Here is a 26,896-nt window from a genome sequence, read left to right as displayed (position 1 = left end):
GCGGCGTCCGGGTCCCTCAGACCCGCTCGAGGCCGATGGCGATGCCCTGGCCGACACCGATGCACATGGTCGCCAGAGCGCGGCGGGCGCCGGTCAGCGACAGCTCCAGCGCCGCCGTGCCGGTGATCCGCGCCCCCGAGGCGCCGAGCGGATGGCCGATGGCGATGGCACCGCCATTCGGGTTCACATGCTCGGACTCTTCCGACAGACCCAGTTCGCGCAGCACCGCGATGCCCTGGCTGGCGAAGGCCTCGTTCAGTTCGATCACGTCGAAATCGGTCGGGTTGAGCCCCAGCCGGGCGCAGAGCTTCTGCGAGGCCGGCGCCGGCCCCATGCCCATCACCCGCGGCGAGACGCCGGCCGTCGCCCCGCCGAGAATGCGCGCGATCGGCGTCAGCCCGTGGCGGCGCGCCGCCGCGCCCGAGGCGATGATCAGCGCCGCGGCGCCGTCATTGACGCCCGAGGCGTTGCCGGCCGTCACCGTGCCGCCCTCCTTGCGGAACGGCGTCGGCAGCTTGGCCAGCTTCTCCACCGTGGTGTCGCCGCGCGGATGCTCGTCGGTGTCGACCACCACCGGATCGCCCTTGCGCTGCGGGATCGTCACCGGCGTGATCTCCCGGGCCAGCCGCCCCGAGGCCTGCGCCGCCGCGGCCTTGTGCTGCGAGCGCACGGCGAAGGCGTCCTGGGCTTCGCGGGTGACGCCGTAATCCGCGGCGACGTTCTCGCCGGTCTCCGGCATCGAATCGACACCGTATTGCGCCTTCATCAGCGGATTGACGAAGCGCCAGCCGATGGTCGTGTCGTAGATCGCCGCATTGCGCGAGAAGGCCGTCTCCGCCTTGGGCATGACGAAGGGCGCGCGCGACATGGATTCGACGCCGCCGGCGATGGCGATCTCCATCTCGCCGGAGCGGATCGCCCGCGCCGCGGTGATCACCGCGTCCATGCCCGAGCCGCACAGCCGGTTCAGCGTCACGCCCGGCAGGCTGGTCGGCAGCCCGGCCAAGAGCAGCGACATGCGTGCCACGTTGCGGTTGTCTTCGCCGGCCTGGTTGGCGCAGCCATAGAACACGTCGTCCACCGCCTCCCAGTCGACGCCGCCATTGCGCTCCATCAGTGCCGCCATCGGCACCGCCCCCAGATCGTCGGCGCGAACCCCCGACAGGGCGCCGCCGAAGCGGCCGAAGGGGGTACGGATATAGTCGCAGATGAAGGCGTCGATCATGTCAGGGGCTCCCAGTGTCTTTCGGCCGCTTTATGCCGGCTAACCGCCGCCGAGGAAATGCCCCCGCCGGCAACCCGCCGGACGCCGCCCTCCGGCGGTCGGTCCGGGCGCACGCCCCATGCCGGCGATCACAGGAAGATCAGCACCACCGAGCCGGCATAGAGCAGCAGCACCAGCACGCTCTCGAAGCCGATCCCCGCCGGGCCGGTGCGCTCGCGCCGCAGCATGCCGAGCAGCAGCACGCCGGTCATCAGCATGGCGATGATCGCCGTGGTCCGGTCCTGCGGCTCCATCGCCGCATAGATCGAGCCGTCATAGAAGAAGTCGGCGGCGCTGAGGAACATCACCTCGAAGGCATTGCCGCCGATCACGTCGCCCACCGCCAGGCTGACTGCGCCGATCCGGACCGCGGCGATCGCCGTGACCAGTTCCGGCAGCGAATTGGCGACGGCCGAGAAGATCGTGCCGACCGCCGATTGCGACAGGCCGGTGAGGTCGACGAGGGCCAGGCTCGCCTCGCCGATGACGTAGCCGGCCACCGCGGTGATTCCGGCATAGAGCGCGAAGCGGCCCCACAGGGAGCGGCCGGATTCGCGATCATCGCCCTCCTCCGGGTCCGACAGCGATTCCCGCGTTTCCGATGTCTGGACCGGCTTCCACATCGGGTCGTCCTTGATGTCGGAGAGCAGCTTCAGGCCGAAGGCATAGCTGATCAGGATGACCACGGAGGCGGGATGCACGCCCCAGATCGTCACCGGCGGTTCCGCCGAGGCGATCAGCGGAATGGTCAGGAGCACCACCAGCAGCACGCCCTGCGCCAGCCCGGTCACGCTGGCGGCGGCATGTTCGAGATTGGCCCGGCGATAGAACAGGTCGGCGATGGCGATGAAGGCCGTCTGGGCGGTCAGCCCGCCCAGCGCGTTGCCGACGGCCAGGCCCGGTGCGTCCTGCATGGCGGTGGAGATCGAGGTGATCGCCCCCGGCAGGGAGGTCGCCGCGCCGACGAACAGCGCGCCGGCCACCACCTCGCCCATCCCCGTCCGGTCGGCCAGCGTATCGGCCACATAGGACAGCCGGAACCCGGCAAAGCCGATCGCCACGGCCGCCACGAGAAAGGCGCCGCCCACGAGCCAGATCGATGCATCCTGCAAGCCCAGCATGGGGCCTCCTTTCGTCGTGCCTCGCCGGGCGGGCCCCGTGCGCCGGCTCCCTCCGCGATGCGGTCCGCCTGGCGGCCTACATCTGCGCCGCGCGCTCGTGCGCGGCCTCGATCGCCCGGCGCAACTCCTCCCGATCGCCGTCCTCCTCGGCGGGAGCGCCCTGCCGGGCGGCCATGTCCGGCGCCAGGCACAATTCGGCCATCACCGGGTAATGGTCGGAATCGACATTGGGCAGCGACGAAAAGCCGAGCAGGCCGATCGCGTCCTGGAACAGGATATGGTCGAGCGGCCAGGCGAGGATCGGGCTTTCCGCGTCGTAGGTGGCGAAATAGCCGCGGCCGACCCGCGGATCGAGGAGCCTGCCCACCCGCAGCATGCGGCGGAAGGTGCGCTCCCAGGGCACGGCGTTGAAATCGCCGGCCAGGATCGTCGGCATGGTCGAATCGGCCGCCGCAAGGGCGGCCTGCCCCATCGTGCCGTCGCGCAGGGCGGTGGAATGCTCGAAGGATTGCGGCGGCCGCGGATGAATGCCGATGAAGCGGACCGTGCCGGCCGGCAGCGTGACATCGGCGGTCACGCTCGGCGTGCCGGTCTCGAACCAGAAATCCACGGCCGGATCGGCCAGCGGAAATTTGGAAAACAGATGCAGGCCGTAATATTCGACGGCCTGCGGCAGGCTCTCGATACTGGCCCGGTAGCGGTCCTGCAGGGCGCCCAGTTGTGTGTCCCACCACTGGTCCGTTTCCAGGACCAGCAGGATGTCCGGGTCGGCGTTGGTGACCACCGCGCGGAAGGCCGCGAAGTCGCGATTGCCCTTCTTGACGTTCGCCACCATCACCGAAAGCCCCGAGCCCGCCGGGCAGCTGGCGGCTGCCGCGGCCATGGGGGCCACGACCGGCGTATAGACATGCAGCTTGGCGAGATGCAGCGCCGCCAGCACCCCACAGATGGCCATGATCGCCGCCCCCGTTCGCCACCGCCAGGCCCTGGTGGCGCCGAGGAGGGCGATCAGCACGAGCAGCGCACCCCCGACATACAGGCGAACGAAATCGAGGTAGCGCACCCACCACGCATTGGTTTCCAGAAGCGGCAGCAGGGTCATCAGGCCGAGCGCCAACGTCAGGACGACTGCAATGGTCAGACCGGTCTGTCTCATGGCGCGCCTTTCCCTTCGCCTCGGTTTCGCGGCCATTCCAGCTAGGACACGGTCGAGGATCGGCGACCCCGCCCCTCAGAATCATGCCCGGCCGGCTCCGCCTCCTGCCCGGCGTGGTTCGTCGCCCGGGTCGGACAGTCGGTCGCAGCGCCGCCCGAAGCCGGGACGGCAGCTCCGGCCGCGCCCCTCCGACACATCGCCACGGGTCAGCCATGCCATTTTCACGTCGCGGCTACAAAAACCGAAGACGAATAACGGAACAGTCTGGGCCTGCCCCCGTTTTGCCATCATCCAGCAGACGAGATCTCAACCGGAGGTTTCGTTATGTTACCAATCGAATAGAAAGGTAATATTACATGCGTAATATTTTCGTCGTCACTCTTCTTGCAGGCTCCGCACTGACCGGCACCGCTTTCGCTCAGGACAACAACAGCGTGAATGCAAATTCCACCGCTGACGTTGTTGTCCAGCCGGATGCTCCCGCGGTGAAGGTCGACGTTCCGGAGCCCGACGTCCGGGTCAACCAGGCCGATCCGAACGTCTCGGTCTCGCAGCCGCAGCCGACCATCACGGTGAACCAGCCGGCGCCGACGATCCGCGTCGACATTCCGCAGCCGACCATCACCGTCCGCATGCCCGACCCGAATGTCGATGTCGAGATGGCGCAGCCGGAAGTCTCGGTCAGCCAGGGCGAGCCGCGGGTCTCCGTCGATGATTCCGGCAATGCCGCGGTCGAGACGTCCGACGATGGCGACGAGCAGGCCAACGTCACGGTCGACCAGGCCAACGCCAATGTTCAGGTCCGCCAGTCCGAGCAGCGCCCGCAGATCCGCTATCAGAGCGAGGACGCCAAGGTCTCCGTCAACCAGGAGAAGGGCGAGCCGAAGATCATCTATCAGAACGCCGATGGTTCGCCGATGGAGGGCTCGGAAGACACCGCCGCGGATCGTCAGCAGCAGGGCAACGCCGCCAGCCAGGACCGTCAGGAGCGCGTGACCTCCGAGGACGCAGCGGCCGACCCTTCGGCAACCGACCGCTCGGCGACCGACAACGAGACCATGGCGATCAATCCGGGCTCTTCGAGCGAGCGTGAGATGACCGTCGAGGAAGTCACCGATTACGACATCATCGGCGCCAATGGCGAAGTCCTCGGCGACATCCAGGAGATCGTGAAGGTCGACAACCGTCTCTTCGCCGTCATCGGTTCCGGCGGCTTCCTCGGCCTCGGCGAGAAGGAAGTGGCGATTCCGCTGTCCTCGCTCATGGCGACCGACCGCGGCATGATCGCGCCGAACGTCACCGAGAGCCAGATCGACGCGCTGAGCGAGTTCGACGACGATCAGTATCCCGAGCTCGAAGACGAGACGCGGATCACCGTCGGCCAGCAGTAAGCCTCGACGCTCCCGCATGAACGAAGGGCCGCCGGTTCATCCGGCGGCCCTTCTTGCGTTGGGCTTTGGGCTTCCAACCGCGCCGCCCGTCAGCAGAACCGGACGCCGCCGGCAGACAAGCGCCGTGCTTTCGAGATTTCTTATAAGATCGGCGCTGGTCCCGTTTCCGTACGCCTGCATGACCGTTCGGATTGCGGGCCGTTGACCGCATAAGAGAAATCGAACAGCGATAACCTTATTCGCTACTCCGGGATCAGCACACTGCCGATCTTTGCATAGAGCCTCTCGGTTCGCTGCCCCGCATCGCTCGCATGGTGCATTGCGCGATGGCAGTTCGGGCAAAGTGCGACTGCGTTTTGGGCGCGGTCACTGCCTCCCTCCGCAAGGGGCTTCAAATGGTGCACTTCAAGAAAGTCGCCCCCTAGCGCGGTCTTGAAAGGCGCGGGGAAATCGCATGCTTCGCATATGCCACCTGCGCGGCGTAGAACATACGCTTTGACGCCGGGGTCGCGCAGGAAGACAATGGTAGTCCTCGTAGTGTGCTTAGGCTGAACAATGCCCTTTGGAAACGCTATTGTTGCTCGCGCCGACAGACGGCTCACCCGCCGTTCGAGTTCCACAGGATCCGCTGTGGGTGCTAGAGCGTCGGACGCTTAATCAGACGCATATCCCGCGGCCTTGAGGTAGTTCCAGCACTCTTCTGGTTCAAAGAGGCCGCAGATATCGCCGATGGCCTTCCAGAGATCGTCGAATGTCCTGGCGGCAGCCTTGCGCAGATGTGCCTTCAGCTTTGAGAACGCCATCTCGATCGGGTTCAGATCCGGCGAATAGGGTGGCAGGAATAGGAACCAGGCGCCTCTTCGTCGAAGGCACTCGGCCGCCCGCTGACTTTTGTGGACAGCAAGATTGTCGAGAATGACGATGTCGCCTTTGCGCAGCGTCGGCGCGAGCTGGGTCTCGATGTAGGTGTCGAAGGCGGATCGGTTGAGCGGCCGGTCGATGACCCAGGGTGCGGTTAGTTCGTGGCAGCGCAGGCCGGCAATGAAGGTCTGGGTGCCCCAGTGGCCGAAGGGTGCGTCGGCGCGCAGTCTCCGGCCGCGCCGGCTACGGCCGCGCAGCCGGGCCATCTTGGTCGTCACCGACGTCTCGTCGATGAACACCAGACGCTGCGGCGCCAATCGCATCCGGGGCTGGCGCTTGGTCTTCCAGACCCGGCGCTCCTCACGCACGTTGGCGCGTGCGCATTCCGACGCCATCAGGCATTTTTTTATATGTGAAGCCGCGCCGGCACAGAAAGCGCGACAGCACCGCCGGGGCGGCGGTCACGCTGTGCGCCTCCGTCAGCAGCGCGGCCAGTTCCGGCATGGTGATGTCGGGCTTGGCTTCGACGACGCCGATCAGAAAGGCCTCAAACACCTCCAGCTTTCCGCTACCGCGAGGGCGGCCTTGCTTCTGCGGTGCGATCGATCCTGACCGGACTCGCCGCTGGTCCAGCTTGATCGCAAAGCTCTCGCTAACGCCAAAATGGCGAGCCGCCGCCCGACGAGACTGCCCCTTGTCGATGAAGCCGGCGACCCGTTCACGCAGATCAATCGAATAGCTTTTGCTCATGATCCACCTCCAACACGAGGGAATCACGGTGAAGGCTTAAAGGGAAGCGAACCGGGGATTCTGGGATTCAGTCCGACGCTCTAGCAGATGAGCTTCTTGGCCCATCCGTTCGGCGGCGATGGCAACAACGTCATCAGCGAAGCGGTCTGGGTAGGAAAGAACGATAGCTTCGTAGCTCAAGTGTGAGGGTACACCATCGAAACCGCTCGACTGCTTCCGCACTCGGCTTTCGATGACGGTCACAGCGCCTAGTTTTCGGATGTCGCGCGGCTCATAGCCGATACGACGGGAGCCCCCCTTCTCGGCCTTTGTGTCCTGGTAAGCCCTCAGCGCCCGCGCCAAATCTTTTTCCAGATCGTCCGCGCTAGCGGCGAGTTCGTCCAGCACCTTCGACATTCGCTACACCTTTCGCTCAGCCAGCATGAGACGGCCTGTGTTCATTGCGCTTCACACGCAATCGTGGCGCCACGAGTTAATAGAATTAAGCGGAGTGCGAAAAGGCAACCACTAGTTTGCTTTCGATACAAATATAATCGCGAGCAGCGGAAATAGCCTTGCGTTTACTGACCCACCCCTTCGGCACCCGCCGATCGCAGACATATCTTGCAAGTCGCCACCCAGTCGATTGTGCGAGCTTGCTTTCAATTAGCTGCCCCCTCCCCGGCCTCACAACCGGCAAGTTCGCGGCAGCGCCGCGCAAGCCGTTGGCGCCGATGGACGAAGCAATCGGATAGCGGGGCTGAGAGTTTTGGCCGCCGCGCGGCGATTCAACCCGCCTGACGCAGGACCTCCAGCGGCGAGGCGACCGGCGCGTCGGGATCGCTCGCCGTCCGCGCCGGCCCGGCCCGGTAAAGCCGCTTCACCCGCATCTTTACGCCGTCCGGATCGTCGGCGAGGAGCCGCCGCGCCGTATCGAGCGCAGCGGCGCGCAACTCCGCCTGACGGCGGTCGATCAGCGCCGCCAGCACTGCCAGTTCGCGCGGCGAGCCGAAGGCGTTGGGCTCTGCCGCGATGTGCTGGCCCATCACTGCATAATCATGGTCGAGCCCCAGCCCGTCGGCGATCGCCTTGGCGGCCTTGGTCAGCGGCGCGATCGCCTCCGGCCACAGCGGTGCGATCAGCCGCAGATGCATCCAGTGATATTTGACCCGCTTGCGCAGCGCGTGAAGGGCCTCGTCGTCGCCCTCCTTGCGCGCCGTCGCCAGCGCCGACCGCGCACGATCATGGGTGCGGGCAAAGCCCTCGGCGATGATCGCCGCCGCGTCGCCCGTCTTGTCCTTGGGCGCGATGACGAAGCCGTCGAGCTTGTGGCGGGCCGCTCCCAGGCTTCGCGCCGCCGCCTCGATCGCCGGGCCGAGATCGCGTGACGTCGCCGCCTCGCGCCGCGCCGTCAGCTCGCTGCGCACATGCTCGAAGACGGTCGGCGCCACCTCCGCCCCGTAATGATCCGCAAGCCGGTCGAGCGCCTCCACCAGCGCGCCGCTGTCGCGCGCCCCCGACAGGCTTCGCGCCAGATCGCGGTAGCGGGCATTCTCCTTTGCGTGGAAGGCAGGCCGTGCATCGCGGACCAGCCGCGTCAGGCCGCGCAGCTTCTTCAGCCGCTTGCGCGCCTCGTGCACGGCGGCATTCGGGTCGCCATCCGCCGCCACCAGCACCCGCTCCGCCCGGCGCAGCTGCTCGCCGGCGATGCGCCGGAACTCGGCATCGAGCGGCGCGGCGGGGTCGAGCTTGTAGGCCATGGCATCTGCACCTTCGAATCGGATCTGCGGCGCGCCGACCTCGCCGGCCGCGCCTTCGCGAAGATGGCGCCGGGTCGCCGCCTGCCAAGCCGGCGCCGTCTCATGCCTCGGCCGGCGGCCGTCCCTCCACCGCCAGCTGCGCGTTGAAATAGCGCGGATCGCCCGTCACCTCGCGGCCGAGGAAATCCGGCAACGGCGGCGCATCGTCCATGGTCTTCAGCTCGATCTCCGCCATCACCAGCCCGTCCAGCGTCCCGGTGAAGACATCCACCTCCGCCTGCCAGCCCCCCTCCAGCGGCACGATATGGCGGGTCTTCTCCACCAGCTTGCCGACCCGGCTCTCGCGCAGCTCCACCGCGTCCTGCAGCGGAATGTCGTATTCGAACTCGCCGCGCGACAGTCCGTCCCGGCCGGTCTTGATCGTCAGCCGCGCCGCCCGGCCATCGCGGATCCGCACCCGCACGGACGCGTCCTCCCGGCTGAACAGGTAGAATTGCTCCAGCCGCACCGCGCCGACGGCCTGCGCCCGCCAGCCGGCATGCGCCACCAGGAACTTGCGCTCGATCTCCAACCCCATCAGGCGCCGCCTGCACGGCGCAGAATGCCGTCATTGCCGACCCGAGAGCCCGGAATCGCCGTCCCGCCACATGACATTGCAGCAATCACCGTCATTCCCCTGCGGAACAATATGCCGACGCCGCGAGCATCTCCTTCAAAATATGACGCTTTTGACTGGACCATTTCTCTCACACATCTATGTCTTCCTTCTGGCAGCGCTGCCTGGCCGACCGGATTGCCGCACCGGTCATGCTCGAAGCTGGCAGCACGGCGCCCAGGCGGCGTCGACTTGGAGGACAGCATGCAATGGATGTTTTGGAAATACGGAGCCGGACGGCGTGATGCCGGGCCACCCGATGAGGACACCGCCGAGCCGTCGCGCCGCCGGTTCCTGATCGGTCTCGGCGTGGCCGGCGGTCTGGCGCTCGTCGCCCCGTCGGTCATCCTGACGGCCCCGGCCGATGCGGCGGAGCCCGATCCGGATCCGGCCCTGCCCGACGGGGAGGACGATGGCAGCTACGAGGTCGCCCAGTACCGCGACGATCGGCGGCGCAGGCGCAGGCGTCGTCGGCGGCGGCGGCGGCATCGGCGCGAACGGCGGCGTGACCTGCGCAGGCGGCGGCGGCGCGAGCGGCACAGGCGGCGTCGGCGGCGGCGGGATCGCCGCAGGGATTGCGTGGATGTCGGCCCGGTCACCCTCTGCGACTAGGCTGAACGCCCCATCCTGAGCTTGGCGGCGGCGGCACTTCGGTGTCCGCCGCCGCGCCTTCGCGGCCACATCTGCCCTGCGCGCTGGCCGTCCATGCGAAACGGCGCTTCCAAGAACCGTTACAAATCTCTATATCGCGCGGCATGAGCACCATGCCCGCGAATACGCCCCTCGACCACATCCGCAATTTCTCGATTGTCGCCCATATCGACCACGGGAAATCGACCCTTGCCGACCGGCTGATCCAGTCCACCGGCGGGCTGGAACTGCGCGACATGAAGGCCCAGGTCCTCGACTCGATGGATATCGAGCGCGAGCGCGGCATCACCATCAAGGCCCAGACCGTCCGCCTGCACTACACGGCGAAGAACGGCGAGACCTACGTCCTCAACCTCATCGACACGCCCGGCCATGTCGACTTCGCCTACGAGGTGTCGCGCTCGCTGGCCGCCTGCGAGGGCGCGCTGCTGGTCGTCGACGCCGCCCAGGGCGTCGAGGCGCAGACGCTGGCCAATGTCTATCTCGCCCTCGACGCCAATCTCGAGATCGTCCCGGTCCTCAACAAGATCGACCTGCCGGCCGCCGAGCCCGACAAGGTCAAGGAGCAGATCGAGGAGGTCATCGGCCTCGACGCCTCCGACGCGGTGATGATCTCGGCCAAGTCCGGCCTCGGCATCGAGGACGTGCTGGAGGCCATCGTCCACCGCCTGCCCGCCCCCACCGAGGGCGACCGCAAGGCGCCACTCAAGGCGATGCTGGTCGACAGCTGGTACGACGCCTATCTCGGCGTCATCGTCCTCGTGCGCATCATCGACGGCGAGCTGAAGAAGGGCCAGACCATCCGCATGATGGGCACCGACGCCCGCTACCCGGTCGACCGGGTCGGCGTCTTCACCCCCGCCATGGTCCAGGTCGAGGCGCTCGGCCCCGGCGAGCTCGGCTTCATCACCGCCTCGATCAAGGAAGTCGCCGACACCCGCGTCGGCGACACCATCACCGACGACAAGCGCCAGACGACGTCCATGCTGCCGGGCTTCAAGCCGGCCCAGCCCGTCGTCTTCTGCGGCCTGTTCCCGGTCGACGCCTCCGATTTCGACGAGCTGCGCGCCGCCATGGGCAAGCTGCGGCTCAACGACGCCAGCTTCTCCTACGAGATGGAATCCTCGGCCGCCCTTGGCTTCGGCTTCCGCTGCGGCTTCCTCGGGCTTCTGCACCTCGAGATCGTCCAGGAGCGCCTGTCCCGCGAGTTCGACCTCGATCTCATCGCCACCGCGCCCTCGGTCGTCTACGACATCAAGCTCACCGACGGCTCGACCATCCAGCTGCACAATCCGGCCGACATGCCGGACGTGATGAAGGTCGCCGAGATCCACGAGCCGTGGATCAAAGCCACGATCCTCACCCCCGACGACTATCTCGGCAACATCCTGCAGCTGTGCCAGGAGCGGCGCGGCAACCAGACCGACCTCTCCTATGTCGGTAAGCGCGCCATGGTCTCCTACGAGCTGCCGCTCAACGAGGTGGTCTTCGACTTCTACGACCGGCTGAAATCCATCTCCAAGGGCTACGCCTCCTTCGACTACCACATGGCCGACTACCGCGAGGGCGACCTCGTCAAGATGTCGATCATGGTCAATGGCGAGCCGGTCGACGCGCTCTCCATGCTGGTCCACCGCAACCAGGCCGAGCGCCGCGGCCGGGGCATGTGCGAGAAGCTGAAGGAGCTGATCCCCAACCATCTCTTCAAGATCCCGATCCAGGCGGCGATCGGCGGCAAGGTGATCGCCCGCGAGACCATCTCGGCCCTGCGCAAGGACGTCACCGCCAAATGCTACGGCGGCGACGCCTCCCGCAAGCGCAAGCTCCTCGACAAGCAGAAAGAGGGCAAGAAGCGCATGCGCCAGTTCGGCAAGGTCGACATCCCCCAGGAAGCCTTCATCGCTGCTTTGAAGATGGACAGCTGAGGCGCCGGGCACCCCTCGTGGTTCGACAGGCTCACCATGAGGGGTTCCTGAACCGCCGCGTCTAGATGACAAGTGCTGCCGCACCCGGAACGATCCCACGACCGCAACTGCTTAACGCAATTGCACGCAAGTTGACGCCGGCGACCTTCTAGCAATGCGGTCGGCCGCAGTGCGGTCCGCAGCAGCACACTTGGCAGCGCAAGTAGACCTCCGCAGGCTCACGCCGCCCATTGCAACGAAGTGGCGGCGTTCGGTTACGTCCGGCTCCCGGGCTCCCGGGCCCCAGCCCCCCAAGGCCCCAGGCACGCTGGCAGCGCCCTCGGCCTTCCCCGCCCCTCACGTCTATCGTCCAGGCGCGAACCGCGCAGGCCGCTAGAGCCGGCACGCCATCCCCTTCACCCTCATGGTGAGCCTGTCGAACCACGAGGGTGACGCACCAACGTCCAACCCCGATTGCCTCGCCCCGCCAGATCCCTCATCCTGAGCCTGTCGAAGGGTGAGCCTGTCGAAGGATGAGCCTGCCGAAGGATCAGCCCGCCGACGCGCGCTCCCACCAAAGCGCTCCCCACGAGCGCACCCCGCCACCAGACCGGGACCAGCCCATGCCGCTCGAAGCCACGGTCTACATCCTGCGCTGCGCCGACGGTTCCTACTACACCGGCCTCACGAAGCAGCCGGTCGACGCCCGGCTGTGGGAGCACAATGAGGGCCTCTATGATGGCTACACGCGCAAACGCCGCCCCGTCGTCCTGGTCTTCACCGAAACCTACAATCGCATGCTCGACGCCATCGCCCGCGAGCGACAGATCAAGGGCTGGACCCGCGCCAAGAAGGAAGCGCTGATTGCCCGGCGCTACCACCGCCTCCCCGCCCTCGCCGCCACCCGCACCGGCCCGGACCTCCGCCGCCAGCCACCCGCCACGCTTGACTGACGCAACCAGCCCCCGGTCCCTGCACCCTCATGGTGAGCCTGTCGAACCATGACGACAACGCACCAGCTGCCAGCCAGCGATGAGGATACCCAACCGTGTTCGACATGATAGGCGACGTCGTCGGCTACACCACCGCCCGACTCCTGCTGCCCGCCCTGAGTTTCGGCAAGCTCAGGGTTCAGACGCTCCGCAGCAGTGAGGGCGGCTTCAATTGGTTCGGTTTCCGACACGAGACCGATGGCCGCATACTGGTCGAATCCAACATGGCAGGTTGGCTCGGCCTGTTCGTCTGGATCGCCGCACTGGTCGTAGTGATCGTTTTCGTTGGGGGGTAGTTCGCGGGTCCCGGTACCAGAGCCACCGGATGAACCGGGTCAGGTGCGCAAGGAGAAGGACCGTGCTGTGAGGTTTGCGGACGGACCGGATGGGCAAAGAGCAAAGCTCATTGTGTGCTGCTCATACGCCGCATTAAGCACTGAAACAGAGTTGGCAGGTTCGTTTCACCCAGACCTATAGGCGTGCGTCATCATTCGTTCCCGTCATTTAAAAATGAAAGCGGGCGCAGGAGGGCGCTAGGAGCTGGTAGTCTCTCGATCACGCGCTTTCCAGACGATCCAATTTCCAAAACGCAGCTCGCGCTCGACAATACGGGCGCGCTTTCGCGCGGCCGGACGACGTGCAGAGTACCAGAAGCTGAGGAAGTTGACCGACAGGGTCAGCGCGTTGATCGAGAGGCCGACCAGAACCCAGAAGTCTGGGGACATTAGGGCCGGGTTTCATCCGATCATAAAAAAACCCGGCAGAGCCGGGCGGAATTTGGCGCGGTTCGGCACCAATGTTTATGACATGGCAAAACCCTCGGCAGCTGTCAACATCGTTCTGCATCCCGCCCAACACTTTCAGTCTGAGCACGCCCTCCTCCGCCCCCTCATGGTGAGCCTGTCGAACCACGAGGGGAACCCACCCCACCCCCAACAAAAACTTCTCCCCACCCTCCCCCACCTCCCGCATCATCCTTTCACCGCCGGCCCGCGAAACGGGCGCGAATGATCACCGGGATCGTTCGGGGGCCAAGGGAGCAATCCTGGCGGGCGGTGCCGGTTCATGTCGCGTCCGGAGCGGCGGAACCGGGCCGGTGACGGCCGAGCCGGCCTTCCGTTCTGCGGGGAAGGCGGCACGTTGCCGGGCGGGAGGTCGTGCTCCTGCCGGCACCTTCCCGGAACCCTTCGCCCTGGCATCAGCCGGCGGCGGCGGGGGAATGGTTCGGCAGCGGACGGGTGACGAGACCCCGCCCGCGTTTCCGGCACCCACCGCGCGGCACGCCGGAGGCGGACCGTAAGACCAAACCATCGGAGGGTTCGCCTCCGGCGCGCCGTCGCCCGTTCCGCCCCGTGGCGGCGACCCGGGCGGCCAGACGATCCCGCCGAAACGGCCCCCGGCCGCCGGCGCGGGAGACGGGCCTGTCAGGCTCCGGCCCGGATCGGGCGCGGAAATACGTCCGCGCGCCTTCATCTTGGGCCGTGCATCGGCTAGACACCGCGGCTTCCGATTCGCCGTCCCGCCCTGCCCGACTGTTTTGCCTGCGCCCCGTCCCGTTCCGGGCGCGCGGCCGATTCCTTCCGCGAGTTTCACGAATGCCCCGCTTTCCCGGCCTCGATTTCGGCACCACCAATTCCACCCTGGCGCTGGCTGCGCCCGGCGGCGCGCCGGCGCTGGTGCCGGTCGAGGCGGACAGCCCGACCATCCCCTCGGCGCTGTTCTTCAGCCTCGAGGATGGCGGCACCTACTTTGGCCGCGCCGCCATCTTCGAATATGTCGACGGCGCCGAGGGCCGCTTCATGCGGGCGCTGAAGTCGATCCTCGGCACCTCGCTGATGGCCGAGACCACCCCGATCGGGCGCCAGCGCATGAGCTTCGAGGCGCTGATCGGCCGCTTCCTGAAACATCTGCGCGGAAAGCTGGAGGCCGAGGCCGCCCGCAGCGAGGGCGGGCCGGACGCCGTCGCCACCGACCGCGTCGTGCTCGGCCGGCCGGTGCATTTCATCGACGACGATGCGGGCGCCGACCAGACCGCCGAGGACCAGCTCGCCGCCGCCGCCCGCGCCGAGGGGTTCCGCCACATCGAATTCCAGTTCGAGCCCGTCGCCGCCGCGCTCTACTACGAGAGCCGGATCGCGGCCGAGCAGCTCGCCCTGGTGGTCGACATCGGCGGCGGCACCTCGGACTTTTCGGTGGTGCGCCTGTCGCCCGAGCGCGCCAGATCCGCCGCCGGCGACCGGCTGGACGACATCCTCGCCTCGACCGGCGTTCATGTCGGCGGCACCGATTTCGACCGGGTGCTGTCGCTCGCCCGGGTCATGCCCAGCCTCGGCATGGGCAGTCACACCGCCGACGGCAAGCGCCGCCTGCCGGTCTGGTACTTCAACGACATGGCCACCTGGCACCGGGTCAACACGCTCTATACGGCCAAGATCCTGCGCGACATTCGCGGTCTCGCCCGCGAGGCCGCCGAGCCGGAGAAGCTCGCCCGCTTCGAGCATCTGCTCGTCCACCGCTCGGGCCATCGCCTCGCCGGCGCCGTCGAGAACGCCAAGATCGCCCTCAGCGAGACCGACGCGACCACGATCCGGCTGCAGGAGCTCGGCCTGCTTCTGGAGGCGCCCGCCACCCGCGCCGAGTTCGAGGCCGCATCCGCGGAGCTGGTCGGCCGCATACGCGGCGCCATCGACGACGCGCTGACGACGGCCGGTGTCGGGCCGCAGGCGATCGAGACGGTGATCCTGACCGGCGGCGGCGCCCAGGTGCCGGCCGTGCGCGCCGCCGCCACCGCCCGCTTTCCCGCCGCCCGCATCGCCCAGTCCGACGCCTTCGGCTCGGTCGGCCTGGGCCTCGCCATCGACGCCGCCCGCCGCTTCGCCTGAACCGGAGAGGGGCCGGCGAGCAGCCGGCCGGCTGCGACCACAGGACGCGGTTTTCCGCCGGATTCCAGCGGCCGGGTTGTGCCCGGTTAAGGAATCTCGGCGATACTGATTGCAAGGAACAGACGCGGTGAAAGCAATGGGCAGTTTGCTGGCCAGATGGGGCAAGGCGACCGGCTTTCAGGGTCGCGACAAGCGCAGCGCCCGCCGGGTGCGCACGCGGCTGCGGCCCCAGCGCGTCCTCTCCATGCGCAACGCCGTCATCGCCGATTGCGCCATGATCGACCGCTCCGAGACCGGCGCCCGGCTGCAGTTCATCGTCGATGTCGATCTGCCGCGCATCTTCCTCCTGCAGGATCTCGCCGAGGGGACCACCCAGGAGGTCGAGCTGATCTGGAGCCGTCCCGGCGAGGCCGGCGTGCGCTTCACCAACCACCCCGCCCCGTGCGACGCGTCCTCCGCCAATAGGTGACTCCCTCCCCGCCTGTGCTATCTGCCGGGCGCAATCCATTCGGAGGGAAACACCATGCTGACACTCGACAAGGCCCGCATCATCATCGCCGAGGCCATGAAGATGGGCGCCGCCAAGGGCTTCAAGCCGCTGACCATCGCCGTTCTCGACGCCGGCGGCGCGCTGATCGCGCTGGAGCGCGCCGACGGCTCGTCGCGCATGCGCCCGGACATCGCCATGGGCAAGGCCAATGGCGCCATCGCCATGGGCATGGGCTCGCGGGCGATCTGGCAGCGGGCCGAGCAGCAGCCCTATTTCATCCAGTCGATGAACGCACTCGCCAAGGGCGTGCTGGTGCCGGTGCCGGGCGGCGTCCTGGTCCGCGGCGAAGGCAACGTCATCCTCGGCGCCGTCGGCATCACCGGCGACACCTCCGACAATGACGAGGCCGCCGCCACCGCCGGCATCGAGGCCGCCGGCTTCACCGCCGACGGCGGCTGACGCTTCCGTCCAGCGACCCCGATGCGGCGGGGAGATCTCCGCCGCATCGACACCGCCCGCCGATCTTTTTATCGTTCCGCCTGAAACAATTCGCCCCGCCTCACCGAAGCTTGTGTTGAGCCCGCAGCCTCCCATCGCGCACCAATGGTGCCGACACGGGCGGCGGCCCCAGACCAGCAAGGGAACGAGACCATGGCAGGACGAACCGGATTCGCATTGGCGGGCCTCGCCGCCGCAGCCCTCGCGGCAGGCGCCAGCCTGATGCCGAGCGGCGTCGCCGCCCAGAGCACCGAGACCGCGATCTTCGCCGGCGGCTGCTTCTGGTGCGTCGAGAGCGACTTCGACCATCTCGCCGGTGTCCTCGACACCACCTCCGGCTACATCGGCGGGCAGAACCAGAACCCCACCTACCAGAACCACCCCGGCCACGTGGAAGCGGTGAAGATCACCTATGATCCGAAGCGCGTCAGCTACGATCAGCTGCTCGACGTGTTCTGGCATTCCGTCGATCCGACCGACGCCGGCGGCCAGTTCTGCGACCGCGGCCACGCCTATACGACGGCCATCTTCGCCACCGATCAGAGCCAGGTGCAGAAGGCCAAGGCCTCCAAGGCCGCCATCGCCAAGGATCTGCCGAAGGTGGTGACCCCCATCAATTCGGCCCCGACCTTCTGGCCCGCCGAGGGCTACCACCAGGATTACTACAAGAAGAACGCGCTGAAATATAAGTACTATCGCTTCAGCTGCGGTCGTAACGCCCGGGTCCGGAACGTGTGGGGCGACAAGGCCTATCAGGGCATCAAGGACGCCATGGGCTGATCGCCCACCTGCGCCGAGCCCCGTCCCCCATCGGAAGGACAAGCCCCATGCGATCTCACATTGGCGCAATCGCCACCGTCACCGCCGCGCTGATCATCATGAGCCTGCCGGCCAGGGCGGCGGATGACTGGGTGACGAAGCAGAGTGCCAAATCGGTGGCAGACACAGTGTCCGCCCTGACCGCGGCGGTGGACAAGGCCGGAGCAAAGGTCATGGCGACCGTCGATCACCAGGCCAACGCCGCGACCATCGACACCGGGATTCCGGCAACGACCCTCGTCATCTTCGGCAATCCGAAGCTCGGCACGCCGCTGATCGCCGAGAACCGTCACGTCGCCATCGACCTGCCCCAGAAGGTACTGGTCTGGGAGGAGGACGGCGTCACCATGCTCGGCTATGTCGATCCGGCCGAGCTTGCCGAGCGCTACGGCTTCGCCACCGACCATCCGTCGATCAAAGCGATGCAGGGCGCGCTGGGCAAGCTGACAGACGCGGCATCGGCGGACCAGTAGCGGTCCACCGCGCCGGCACGGCTCAGCGTTTCATCGGCTCGATCCAGATCTCGCCCGTCAGCACGTTTTCCGGCTGCGAGATCGCGTAGAGGACGGCACCGGCAACGTCGTCGGCCTGCATGGCGTCGGGTTTGCGCTGGTCGAAGAAGGGCGTGTCGACCATGCCGGGCTCGATCAGCGTCACCTTCACCCCGTCGTCGCGCAGTTCCTCGCGCAGGTTCTGGCCGTAGCCGGTAATCGCCCATTTGGTCGCGCCATAGATCGACCCGGCGAGTACCTTGCGGCCGGCGATCGACCCGGTGAGGACGTAATGCCCCTTCGCCGCGACGACGGCATCATGGGTCGCCTTCACCGTGTACATGACGCCGAGCACATTGGTGGTCACCATCCGGTGCCAGTCCTCCACATCGCCCTTGGCTGTGCCGGACGAATTCGACCCGACCCCGGCATTCGCGAACACCACGTCGATGCTGCCGAAGCGCTCGAGCACGGCCGCAGTCATCGCCTGTTGCGCGGCGTAATCGCTGACATCGCAGGCGACCGCCATCGCGCTGTCTTGCCCGAGTTCGGTGACGAGACTGTCGAGCTTGTCCTTCGAGCGGGCCGCGAGGGCGACCCGGTATCCGGCCGCGACAGCACGCCGCGCCGTCGCGGCACCGATGCCCGTCGAGGCGCCAGTGATGAGCATGGTCTTCATTTCGATACTCCGTTGAATCCGTTCGGGTCGTTGCCGTCGGGCAAGAAGTGCATCGTCGCGGCAGTTGGGCATCGAATGGATTTTGGAAAGGGCGAGGCCCCGCCGAACGGCATCTCGAACGGACGAAATCGCCCGGTCGGTTGGTCGCAGATGGAACCGTTATCGGCAGGAGCGATTATCGAAGCGAACAACACATTTCGTCCCCCATCGCAGCGAGCGGCGGCGGGACCCGAGCGCAAGGAGCCACCATGGCCAAGACCACCAAGACGAAGATGCACAAGACCATGAACCCGATCTCGGAGAACATCCGCGGATCGATGGTCGAACTCCTGCAGACGCACCTCGCGACCGCCGTCGACATCACCTACCAGACCAAGCAGGCCCACTGGAACGTGAAGGGCATGAACTTCATCGCCGTGCACGAGCTGTTCGACGATCTGCACGAAGAAACCGAGGAATATGTCGACACCATCGCCGAGCGACTGACCGCGATCGGCGGCCAGGCCCATGGCACGGTGCAGGCTGCCTCCGAGAACTCGCTTCTCGACCCCTACCCGCTCGATCTCGTGAAATCCGAGGATCACCTCAAGCGGCTGACCGAGAGCTACGCCAAGTGGAGCGCAGCCATCGAGAAGGGAATTGAGGAAGCGTCGGAAGCCGGCGATCCGCTGACCGAGGACCTGCTCACCGCGGTCGGCCGTGGCCTCGACAAGGGCATCTACTTCATGGAGAGCCACTTCCAGGCGTAAGCGCCATTCGAAGTGGACGTTGAATGAGAAAGGGCGGTGTCTTGCGACACCGCCCCTTTTCCGTTTCGATCGTTCGTGCGCTCCGCTCAGCCGATCGTCTGGCCGGTCTTCTTCCAGTCGGCCAGGAAGGCATCGAGACCCTTGTCGGTCAGCGGATGCTTCACGAGGCCCTTCAGGGTCGCCGGCGGGACGGTCGCCACGTCGGCGCCGAGCAGTGCGGCCTCACGGACATGGTTCGACGTCCGGATCGAGGCTGCGAGAATCTCGGTCTCGAAGCCGTAATTGTCGTAGATTCGCCGGATGTCGGCGATCAGCCCCATGCCGTCAATGTTGATGTCGTCGAGCCGGCCGATGAACGGCGAGATGTAGGTGGCACCGGCCTTGGCGGCGAGCAGCGCCTGCACCGCCGAGAAGCACAGCGTGACGTTGGTCTGGAAACCCTCATCCGTGAGTTCCTTGCACGCCTTGAGACCGGCAAGCGTCAGCGGCAGCTTGATGCAGACATTCTCCGCGATGCCGGCAAGAAGCTTGCCCTCGCGGATCATCTCGTCGGTCTCGATCGCTGTGACCTCGGCGGACACCGGACCGTCGACGATCTCGCAGATCTCGGCGATGATGTCCTTCATCGGCCGGTCGGCCTTCATGATCAGCGACGGATTGGTGGTCACTCCATCGATCAGACCCGTCTCGGAGAGGTCCTTGATCTCGGAAAGATCGGCAGTATCGACAAAGAATTTCATGGCGCCCTCATTCGGCTCGGTGATCATTCGCCGGATGCATAACAGCCCGGCCCCGGTTCGCGCTACATGCGACCGGCTTCTTCTCTTCATATAGGGGGCGGCGGTCGGCCGAGAACATGCCGGGCGGACTTGCGGATCACCGTATCAGCCGCCAGTTGAGACGTGGCGCCGCCCTGCGGGCGCAGCTTTCCTTTCGAGGGGCTTTCCACCTGCATAGACTGGCCCGTGGCCGCAGCGATTCGAAACCTCGCACGCCCCCCACCCAAGTTCTTACGACCGGACGCAGTCATTTGAATCAGACCGGCCAGCTCTTTGCGACAACCACCGTGCCGGTTCTTGTCCCGCTGCCCGGCAATCGACCTTACTCCTATGCGGTTCCTGACGGCATGTCCGTCCAGCCGGGGTCGATCGTCCAAGTCCCTCTCGGGCCGAGGCAGGTCGCTGGCGTCGTCTGGGATGGGGTGACCGACGATGTCGATCCGCGCAAGCTGCGGTCGATCACCAAGGTATTCGACTGCCCTCCCCTCGACCACACGATGCGCCGGTTCATCGACTGGGTCGCAGATTATACGCTGTCGCCGCCCGGCCTCGTGGCCCGCATGGCCCTGCGCGCACCTGCGGCGTTCGATCCCGAGCCATGGATCGACGGCATCGCTCTCACGGACACAACGCCGAGCCGCCTGACCGAGGCGCGCGAGCGGGTGCTGGCGACGGCAGCCGAAGCCCCGACCTGGGCACGGTTGGGGCTGGCTCATGCGGCGGGAGTCACCCCATCGGTTGTCGACGGACTGATCAAGCAGGGCGTGTTCGAGCGCGTCCGCCTGCCGCCGCCCCCCGCCGTCGCCGAACCCGACACGAGCTATGGCCGTGCCAACCTGAACGAGGATCAGAGAGCGGCCGCCAATGCGCTGGCGGCAACGGTCGCCGTCGATGGCTTCACCGCGACGCTGCTGGAGGGCGTCACCGGCTCCGGCAAGACCGAGGTCTATTTCGAGGCTGTCGCCGCGGCGTTGGAAAAGGGCCGGCAGGTGCTGATCCTGCTTCCCGAGATCGCCCTGACCCAGAGCTTCATCGACCGGTTCCATGCCCGCTTCGGATCTCCGCCGGCGGAGTGGCATTCCGACGTCCCGCCGCGCCAGCGTGAGAAGGTCTGGCGCCAGATCGCCGAGGGCCGGGTCCGCATCGTCGCCGGCGCACGCTCGGCGCTGTTCCTGCCGTTCAACGATCTCGGCCTCATCATCGTCGATGAAGAGCATGATCCAGCCTACAAGCAGGAAGACCGGACCTTCTATCACGCCCGCGACATGGCAGTGGTTCGCGCCTCGATCGGCGCATTTCCGATCATTCTCGCCTCCGCGACACCGTCGGTGGAGACACGCGTCAACGCGGCGTCCGGCCGCTACGGTCATGTTCGCCTCACCGGTCGCTTTGCCGAGGCCGCGATGCCGGACCTGTCACTGATCGACATGCGCAGCGCCCCGCCGGCCCGGGGCCGCTTCGTGTCGCCGGTGCTCGCCACCGCGATCGCGGAAACAGTCGCCAAGGGCGAGCAGGCGCTGCTGTTCCTCAATCGACGCGGTTATGCGCCGCTGACGCTGTGCCGGGTCTGCGGCCATCGGTTCCAGTGTCTTGACTGTTCGACCTGGCTCGTCGACCATCGGCTGCGCGGTCAGTTGCAATGCCACCATTGCGGCTTCGCGGTGCCCCGCCCCGAGGCCTGTCCGGAATGCGGTACGCTGGATCATCTTGTCGCCTGCGGTCCGGGAGTGGAGCGCATCGCGGAGGAAATGCTCACCGATTTTCCGGACGCCCGGACGATCCTCCTATCCTCGGACCTGCCCGGCGGTGCCCGGCGCCTTCGCCGCGAACTAGACGCCATTGCTGATGGAGAGGCCGACATCGTCATTGGCACCCAACTCGTCGCCAAGGGTCACCATTTCCCGATGATGACGCTCGTCGGGGCGATCGACGCCGATCTGGGCCTCGCCAATGGCGACCCGCGCGCCGCCGAGCGCACCTTCCAGCTTCTCCATCAGGTGACGGGCCGTGCCGGACGAAGCGGCGGGCGCGCCAGCCGCGGCATGATCCAGACCTGGCAGCCCGAGCACCCGGTGATGCAGGCGATCGCTTCGGGCGATGCGAAGCGGTTCTACGAGCGCGAGGTGAACGAGCGTGAACGCACGAGCCTCCCCCCCTTCGGACGGCTGGCCAGCATTATCGTGTCGGCAAACAGCCGCAGGGAAGCGGAAGAATATGGCCGGGAACTGCGCCGCGCCGCGCCCCAGGATGCCGCGATCGAGGTTCTTGGACCAGCGGAGGCGCCATTGGCCCTGCTGCGCGGCCGTCACCGGTTCCGGCTCCTCGTCCACGCGCCGCGCAAGGCGCATATCCAGGGTTTCCTGCGGGCCCTGATCGCTGCGGCTCCCCGGCCGCGGGGATCGGTACAGATGCAGGTCGACGTGGACCCGCAAAGCTTTCTATAGGACAAGTGAAGGCACGAGCGGGCATGAGGGAGAGAGCGATGCGCATGCGGGATGGTGGCACGAAGAGGATCATGGCGGCAGCGATGGCATGCGCGATCGGTCTGTCGACTTGCGTGCCCGCACTGGCGCAGGACGCATCTTCCGAGAACGCCGTTCGCCTCGAGACATCGCCCTTTGCTCCGCCGAAGCCCGGACAGACACCGTCGCTGAATGCCACCGAGACGCCACGCGTCCTGGCCCTCGGCCTGATGCACTGGTTTCCGTTGACCAGCCGCTGCACCTTCACCGATCCGAACCGTGATGGGGAAGATACGCTCGAAGGTGCGCCGGCACCTTTCGTCTTCCTCACCATGGTGGATGGCAGCCAGGCCGGCCTCGAACGTGGCTACGTCATGGCCAACGGTCTCGTGCGTGAGCTCGAGAAGGGCCGGACCGCCGCAACCAAGGATGGAGCTGTGGTCACGGTCTGGCGATCGGCCGGCGAACCACGGATCAACGTCAACCTTGTCATCAGCGTCGTCCGCGACCGGGCCAACGAGACCCCTGAATTCGAGGGCAGCATGACGGTGTACTGGGGTGACAAGAAGGAACAGGTCGAGATCGTCGGCGAATGCCGGAACTGACGGGCGCCGCGCCAACCTGAACGCCACCACTGGAACTTTCCATCGAGCGCGCCAGCTTTGCGGCTTCGCGCCCCGGGCGATCGGCTTTAGGCGCGTGGAGATTGGCTCGGCTATGAGGCGGAAAACGTGAGTATTGGACTGATCGCGCTGCTCGATGACCTTGCGGGCCTCGCCAAGGTGGCTGCGGCCTCGCTGGATGACGTGGCGGGTCAGGCGGCCAAGGCCGGCACCAAGGCCGCCGGCGTCGTCATCGACGACGCGGCAGTCACGCCGCGCTATGTCACCGGTTTTGCCGCCGAGCGCGAACTGCCCATCGTCGGCAAGATCGCTGTCGGGTCGCTGAAGAACAAGCTGATCTTCCTGCTGCCGATCGCTCTGGTGCTCAGCTATTTCGCCCCCTGGGCGATCACCCCACTGCTCATGCTGGGTGGCCTCTATCTCTCCTATGAGGGGGCGGAAAAGGTCTATGAGGCCCTGTTCCCGCACAATGCCCACGCGCACGAGGAGGAGATCGGCAAGGCGGCGAACGCGAAGACGCTGGAGGATCGCAAGGTCGCCAGCGCCATCAAGACCGACTTTATCCTGTCCGCCGAAATCATGGCCATCACGCTCTCCGGCCTCGACGCAGGCGGCTTCTGGACGCAGGTTGCCGTCCTCGCCCTCGTCGGCATCGGAATCACCGCCGTCGTCTATGGTGGCGTCGCGATCATCGTGAAGGCCGACGATGTCGGCGTCGCGCTGGCGGGAAACGAGTCGGAATCGATCTTCGGCAGCCTGCTGCGCGGCATCGGGCGCGGCCTTGTGGTCGGCATGCCGATCTTCCTCAAGATCCTGACGGTCGTCGGGACCGCGGCGATGATCTGGGTCGGCGGCGGAATCATCGTGCATGGGCTCGAAGGCTATGGCGCGCCCTGGATCGGTCACACGATCGAACATCTGGCGGAAGTCGCCGCCCACGCGATTCCGGTCCTCACCGGTGCCGTGCACTGGATCGTCTCGGCAACCGGCGCCGGCATCGTCGGCCTGGTAACCGGCGGGGCATTGATTCCGGTGATCGGCTATGTCGTCGCACCGACGTGGAAACGGCTGAACGGCCCGTTCGCCTGAGAGCGCTCAACCGGCCTCATCCGCGGTCCTCAGCACCGGCTCCTTGCTGCCCTTTAACCTTGGCGGGTGCGTCTCTATAAGCGCGGGCCAGCCGATCCCACCAATGGAGCCCCGATGGACTTCGCACTGCCGCAGACCAACGCCGACATGCTGCCCTTCGGTGCCGCCTGCGTCACCATCCTCATGGGCCTGGTCGCACTCTTTGCGCCACGAATCACGCTGCGACTTCTGCGGCTGGAAATCCGTCAGACCCATCCGGAAGCGCTTGCAGAATCACGCGCGACGATTGCCGGCTTCTGGCTCGGCGTCGGGATCGTCACCGTGGCCTTCTACAATCAGCCCTTCGTCCAGATGGCGCTGGGCGCCGGCTGGCTGTTCACCGGCTTCGGCCGCTTAGTATCAATCCTGTCCGACCGCGGCGCCACGCTGTTCAACTGGGTGTTCCTGCTTGTCGCACTGGCACTGGCCGGGGCAGCGCTGGCGCCGGTTTTCGGCTTCATCCCCAACTGACGCCGGAATGCGCGAATTTGCGGCGCAAACCGCACCGAAGCCAAGTTGTCGCCGGGAAAACCCTATGCTAGACGGTCCCCTGTCTTCGGAAGGGCAATGTGACTTGCTCGCGCGCCTTCCGGTATTCAATTAACGGTTTCAAGAATTTGGGGCGAACTCGCTTCGGGGCGCAACGAACAACTTGAACGGAACGCGAAAGAGAAACGGTCGTCCGTGGCACAATCATCCTCTCCCGTTTCGGGGGTCGCAGACCGCTACGCCCAGTCCCTCTTCGAACTCGCACGTGACAACGGCGCGGTCGAAACCGTCGAGTCCGAGCTCGTCGCTTTTCAGGGACTGATCGACGAAAGCGCCGACTTCCGGCGGCTGGTTGAGAGCCCGGCCTTCACGTCGGGCGAGCAGCTAAGGGCGATTGATGCCGTTATGGCGTCGGTCCAGCCGAGCGAGCTCACCGGCAATTTCCTGCGCGTCGTGGCGGCCAACCGTCGCCTGTTCGCTTTTCCGGGGATGGTCCGCGGCTTCCGCAAGATGGCGGCCGATCACCGCGGCGAGATCGCCGCGGAGGTGACCAGTGCCCACCCCCTCACCGACGAGCAGCGCAGTCAGCTCGCCGAGGCTGTCGGCTCCTACGCCGGCAAGACCGTGACCATGCGCGAAAGCGTCGACCCGGCAATCCTCGGCGGACTCATCGTCCGGATCGGGTCGCGCCAGGTCGACACCTCGCTTCGCACCAAACTCAATTCGCTTAAGCTTGCACTGAAAGAGGTCGGCTGATGGACATCCGCGCCGCGGAAATTTCCGCAATCCTCAAGGACCAGATTAAGAACTTCGGTTCCGAGGCGGAAGTCTCGGAAGTCGGACAGGTTCTCTCGGTCGGTGATGGTATCGCCCGCGTCTACGGGCTCGACAACTGCCAGGCTGGCGAGATGGTCGAGTTCCCGGGTGGCATCCAGGGCATGGCCCTGAACCTTGAAGCCGACAATGTCGGCGTCGTCATCTTCGGCTCGGACCGGGCCATCAAGGAAGGCGACACCGTCAAGCGCACCGGCAACATCGTGGAAGTGCCGGTCGGTAAGGGCCTTCTAGGCCGCGTGGTCGATGGTCTCGGCAACCCGATCGACGGCAAGGGCCCGATCGGGTCGACCGAGCGCCGCCGCGTCGACGTCAAGGCGCCGGGCATCATCCCGCGCAAATCGGTGCACGAGCCGATGTCGACGGGCCTGAAGTCCATCGACGCTCTGATCCCGATCGGTCGCGGCCAGCGTGAGCTCGTCATCGGTGACCGTCAGACCGGCAAGACCGCCATCATTCTGGACACCTTCCTGAACCAGAAGCCGGCGCATGACGAAGACCGCGAAGCTGACAAGCTCTACTGCATCTACGTCGCCGTCGGCCAGAAGCGCTCGACCGTCGCGCAGTTCGTCCGCACGCTCGAAGAGCGCGGTGCGATGGAGTATTCGGTGGTCATCGCCGCCACCGCATCCGATCCGGCACCGATGCAGTACATCGCGCCGTTCACCGGCTGCGCCATCGGCGAGTTCTTCCGCGACAACGCGATGCACGCCGTGATCGCCTATGACGATCTGTCCAAGCAGGCCGTCTCCTATCGCCAGATGTCGCTGCTGCTGCGCCGCCCGCCGGGCCGCGAAGCCTATCCGGGCGACGTCTTCTACCTGCATTCTCGCCTTCTGGAGCGTGCCGCCAAGCTCAATGACGAGCTCGGCGCCGGTTCCCTCACCGCCCTGCCGGTCATCGAGACCCAGGCTGGCGACGTGTCGGCCTACATTCCGACCAACGTGATCTCGATCACGGACGGCCAGATCTTCCTCGAGACCACGCTGTTCTTCCAGGGCGTCCGCCCGGCGGTGAACGTCGGCCTTTCGGTGTCGCGCGTTGGTTCGTCGGCGCAGATCAAGGCGATGAAGCAGGTTGCCGGTTCGATCAAGGGCGAGCTCGCGCAGTACCGCGAAATGGCGGCCTTTGCGCAGTTCGGCTCCGATCTCGATGCCGCAACCCAGCGTCTTCTCAACCGTGGTGCGCGCCTGACGGAACTGCTCAAGCAGCCGCAGTTCTCGCCGCTGAAGACCGAAGAGCAGGTCGCGGTGATCTTCGCCGGCACCCAGGGCTATCTCGACAAGCTCCGGGTCGACCAGGTCGGCGAGTTCGAAGAGGGTCTGCTCAATTCGCTGCGCAGCGAACACAAGGCCGTTCTCGACCAGATCGCCACCGAAAAGGCGCTCTCGGACGACCTCCGCGCCAAGCTGAAGTCGGCGATCGACAGCTTCGCCAAGAACTTCGCCTGAGCCAGAAAACCTGCCTGAGCTTCGCCCATTGGGGCGAA

27 protein-coding genes and 1 pseudogene are annotated in these 26,896 nt (G+C 66.3%); 17 read left to right on the top strand and 11 right to left on the bottom strand.

Features of this window, described 5'->3' with window-relative positions:
• Positions 1-16 precede the first annotated feature (16 nt).
• From pcaF to SI859A1_RS04355, 3 genes are all read right to left on the bottom strand, one after another.
• Positions 17-1,225, bottom strand: a complete 1,209-nt coding sequence (pcaF, locus tag SI859A1_RS04365) for a 3-oxoadipyl-CoA thiolase (RefSeq protein WP_009208641.1) — start codon at positions 1,223-1,225, stop codon at positions 17-19.
• A gap of 128 nt (positions 1,226-1,353) precedes the next feature.
• Positions 1,354-2,385, bottom strand: a complete 1,032-nt coding sequence (locus SI859A1_RS04360; RefSeq protein WP_009208640.1) for a sodium:calcium antiporter — start codon at positions 2,383-2,385, stop codon at positions 1,354-1,356.
• Positions 2,386-2,461: 76 nt separating this feature from the next.
• A complete protein-coding gene (locus SI859A1_RS04355; RefSeq protein ID WP_040325243.1) occupies positions 2,462-3,541 on the bottom strand; it encodes an endonuclease/exonuclease/phosphatase family protein in 1,080 nt (359 codons plus the stop codon).
• Positions 3,542-3,897: 356 nt separating this feature from the next.
• On the opposite strand from SI859A1_RS04355, the gene SI859A1_RS04350 reads away from it, so the two are divergent.
• Positions 3,898-4,932, top strand: a complete 1,035-nt coding sequence (locus tag SI859A1_RS04350) for a PRC-barrel domain-containing protein (RefSeq protein WP_040325241.1) — start codon at positions 3,898-3,900, stop codon at positions 4,930-4,932.
• A gap of 242 nt (positions 4,933-5,174) precedes the next feature.
• Here the strand turns inward: SI859A1_RS04350 and SI859A1_RS22435 are convergent, their stop codons facing one another.
• The 5 genes and pseudogenes from SI859A1_RS22435 to SI859A1_RS04320 all read right to left on the bottom strand — a co-directional run bounded on the left by SI859A1_RS22435 (position 5,175) and on the right by SI859A1_RS04320 (position 8,859).
• Positions 5,175-5,534: an HNH endonuclease gene (locus SI859A1_RS22435; RefSeq protein ID WP_420804761.1), complete on the bottom strand. Its 360-nt coding sequence runs from the start codon at positions 5,532-5,534 to the stop codon at positions 5,175-5,177.
• A gap of 51 nt (positions 5,535-5,585) precedes the next feature.
• Positions 5,586-6,543, bottom strand: a pseudogene (locus tag SI859A1_RS20715) (IS630 family transposase).
• A 36-nt stretch (positions 6,544-6,579) separates the two neighbouring features.
• On the bottom strand, positions 6,580-6,939 hold the full coding sequence (locus tag SI859A1_RS04335) for a hypothetical protein (protein ID WP_009208635.1): 360 nt from the start codon (positions 6,937-6,939) through the stop codon (positions 6,580-6,582).
• A gap of 371 nt (positions 6,940-7,310) precedes the next feature.
• Positions 7,311-8,282 carry a CHAD domain-containing protein gene (locus SI859A1_RS04325; protein WP_009208634.1) on the bottom strand — a complete coding sequence of 324 codons (972 nt, stop codon included), beginning with the start codon at positions 8,280-8,282 and terminating at the stop codon, positions 7,311-7,313.
• A 100-nt stretch (positions 8,283-8,382) separates the two neighbouring features.
• Positions 8,383-8,859, bottom strand: coding sequence for a CYTH domain-containing protein (locus SI859A1_RS04320; protein WP_009208633.1), 477 nt, complete (start codon positions 8,857-8,859; stop codon positions 8,383-8,385).
• Between the two features lie 282 nt (positions 8,860-9,141).
• Between SI859A1_RS04320 and SI859A1_RS21815 the strand changes: the two genes are divergently transcribed.
• The 4 genes from SI859A1_RS21815 (at position 9,142) to SI859A1_RS04300 (ending at position 12,780) form a co-directional block, all read left to right on the top strand.
• Positions 9,142-9,549, top strand: a complete 408-nt coding sequence (locus tag SI859A1_RS21815) for a twin-arginine translocation signal domain-containing protein (protein WP_192847182.1) — start codon at positions 9,142-9,144, stop codon at positions 9,547-9,549.
• Positions 9,550-9,701: 152 nt separating this feature from the next.
• Entirely contained in the window at positions 9,702-11,513 is a 1,812-nt protein-coding gene (gene lepA / locus SI859A1_RS04310; protein ID WP_009208631.1) for a translation elongation factor 4, read from the top strand.
• A 602-nt stretch (positions 11,514-12,115) separates the two neighbouring features.
• Complete coding sequence (locus SI859A1_RS04305) at positions 12,116-12,445, top strand: GIY-YIG nuclease family protein (RefSeq protein ID WP_040325237.1); 330 nt, start codon at positions 12,116-12,118, stop codon at positions 12,443-12,445.
• Positions 12,446-12,540: 95 nt separating this feature from the next.
• Complete coding sequence (locus SI859A1_RS04300) at positions 12,541-12,780, top strand: hypothetical protein (protein WP_420804747.1); 240 nt, start codon at positions 12,541-12,543, stop codon at positions 12,778-12,780.
• 237 nt (positions 12,781-13,017) lie between these two features.
• On the opposite strand, the gene SI859A1_RS21280 is transcribed toward SI859A1_RS04300, so the two are convergent.
• Positions 13,018-13,209 carry a hypothetical protein gene (locus SI859A1_RS21280; RefSeq protein WP_148233728.1) on the bottom strand — a complete coding sequence of 64 codons (192 nt, stop codon included), beginning with the start codon at positions 13,207-13,209 and terminating at the stop codon, positions 13,018-13,020.
• 870 nt (positions 13,210-14,079) lie between these two features.
• Between SI859A1_RS21280 and SI859A1_RS04295 the strand changes: the two genes are divergently transcribed.
• From SI859A1_RS04295 to SI859A1_RS04275, 5 genes are all read left to right on the top strand, one after another.
• Entirely contained in the window at positions 14,080-15,366 is a 1,287-nt protein-coding gene (locus SI859A1_RS04295; protein WP_009208626.1) for an Hsp70 family protein, read from the top strand.
• A gap of 136 nt (positions 15,367-15,502) precedes the next feature.
• The gene (locus SI859A1_RS04290) at positions 15,503-15,835 is read left to right on the top strand and encodes a hypothetical protein (protein WP_040325235.1); all 333 of its coding nucleotides are present in this window, start codon (positions 15,503-15,505) and stop codon (positions 15,833-15,835) included.
• 54 nt (positions 15,836-15,889) lie between these two features.
• Positions 15,890-16,315, top strand: coding sequence for a GlcG/HbpS family heme-binding protein (locus tag SI859A1_RS04285; RefSeq protein ID WP_009208625.1), 426 nt, complete (start codon positions 15,890-15,892; stop codon positions 16,313-16,315).
• A 192-nt stretch (positions 16,316-16,507) separates the two neighbouring features.
• Positions 16,508-17,134 (top strand): peptide-methionine (S)-S-oxide reductase MsrA, encoded by a 627-nt coding sequence (msrA, locus tag SI859A1_RS04280; RefSeq protein ID WP_040325233.1) that lies wholly within the window; start codon positions 16,508-16,510, stop codon positions 17,132-17,134.
• Positions 17,135-17,181: 47 nt separating this feature from the next.
• The gene (locus SI859A1_RS04275) at positions 17,182-17,646 is read left to right on the top strand and encodes a DUF302 domain-containing protein (protein ID WP_148233727.1); all 465 of its coding nucleotides are present in this window, start codon (positions 17,182-17,184) and stop codon (positions 17,644-17,646) included.
• 22 nt (positions 17,647-17,668) lie between these two features.
• Here SI859A1_RS04275 and SI859A1_RS04270 read toward each other — a convergent pair whose 3' ends face one another.
• Positions 17,669-18,343, bottom strand: coding sequence for an SDR family oxidoreductase (locus tag SI859A1_RS04270; RefSeq protein WP_040325231.1), 675 nt, complete (start codon positions 18,341-18,343; stop codon positions 17,669-17,671).
• 248 nt (positions 18,344-18,591) lie between these two features.
• Here SI859A1_RS04270 and dps point away from each other — a divergent pair, with 248 nt between their 5' ends.
• A complete protein-coding gene (gene dps / locus SI859A1_RS04265; RefSeq protein WP_009208621.1) occupies positions 18,592-19,092 on the top strand; it encodes a DNA starvation/stationary phase protection protein Dps in 501 nt (166 codons plus the stop codon).
• An 86-nt stretch (positions 19,093-19,178) separates the two neighbouring features.
• Here dps and fsa read toward each other — a convergent pair whose 3' ends face one another.
• Entirely contained in the window at positions 19,179-19,832 is a 654-nt protein-coding gene (fsa, locus tag SI859A1_RS04260; RefSeq protein ID WP_040326267.1) for a fructose-6-phosphate aldolase, read from the bottom strand.
• A gap of 116 nt (positions 19,833-19,948) precedes the next feature.
• Between fsa and SI859A1_RS04255 the strand changes: the two genes are divergently transcribed.
• The 6 genes from SI859A1_RS04255 to atpA all read left to right on the top strand — a co-directional run bounded on the left by SI859A1_RS04255 (position 19,949) and on the right by atpA (position 26,858).
• The gene (locus SI859A1_RS04255; protein ID WP_009208619.1) at positions 19,949-22,315 is read left to right on the top strand and encodes a primosomal protein N'; all 2,367 of its coding nucleotides are present in this window, start codon (positions 19,949-19,951) and stop codon (positions 22,313-22,315) included.
• Between the two features lie 38 nt (positions 22,316-22,353).
• The gene (locus SI859A1_RS04250) at positions 22,354-22,938 is read left to right on the top strand and encodes a hypothetical protein (protein ID WP_040325230.1); all 585 of its coding nucleotides are present in this window, start codon (positions 22,354-22,356) and stop codon (positions 22,936-22,938) included.
• Positions 22,939-23,064: 126 nt separating this feature from the next.
• Entirely contained in the window at positions 23,065-24,045 is a 981-nt protein-coding gene (locus SI859A1_RS04245) for a DUF808 domain-containing protein (RefSeq protein WP_009208618.1), read from the top strand.
• A gap of 114 nt (positions 24,046-24,159) precedes the next feature.
• On the top strand, positions 24,160-24,555 hold the full coding sequence (locus SI859A1_RS04240; RefSeq protein ID WP_040325228.1) for an AGROH133_08824 family phage infection protein: 396 nt from the start codon (positions 24,160-24,162) through the stop codon (positions 24,553-24,555).
• A 213-nt stretch (positions 24,556-24,768) separates the two neighbouring features.
• Positions 24,769-25,329 (top strand): F0F1 ATP synthase subunit delta, encoded by a 561-nt coding sequence (locus SI859A1_RS04235; RefSeq protein ID WP_009208616.1) that lies wholly within the window; start codon positions 24,769-24,771, stop codon positions 25,327-25,329.
• Positions 25,329-26,858, top strand: coding sequence for a F0F1 ATP synthase subunit alpha (gene atpA / locus SI859A1_RS04230; protein ID WP_009208615.1), 1,530 nt, complete (start codon positions 25,329-25,331; stop codon positions 26,856-26,858). The genes SI859A1_RS04235 and atpA overlap by 1 nt, the downstream gene beginning before the upstream one ends.
• Positions 26,859-26,896: the final 38 nt, after the last annotated feature.

Source organism: Aurantimonas manganoxydans SI85-9A1 (genome assembly GCF_000153465.1).
GTDB classification, from domain to species: Bacteria; Pseudomonadota; Alphaproteobacteria; order Rhizobiales; family Rhizobiaceae; genus Aurantimonas; species Aurantimonas manganoxydans.
The sequence above is the reverse complement of the archived record's forward strand: the minus strand, read 5'-3'. Positions and strand labels throughout refer to the sequence as shown.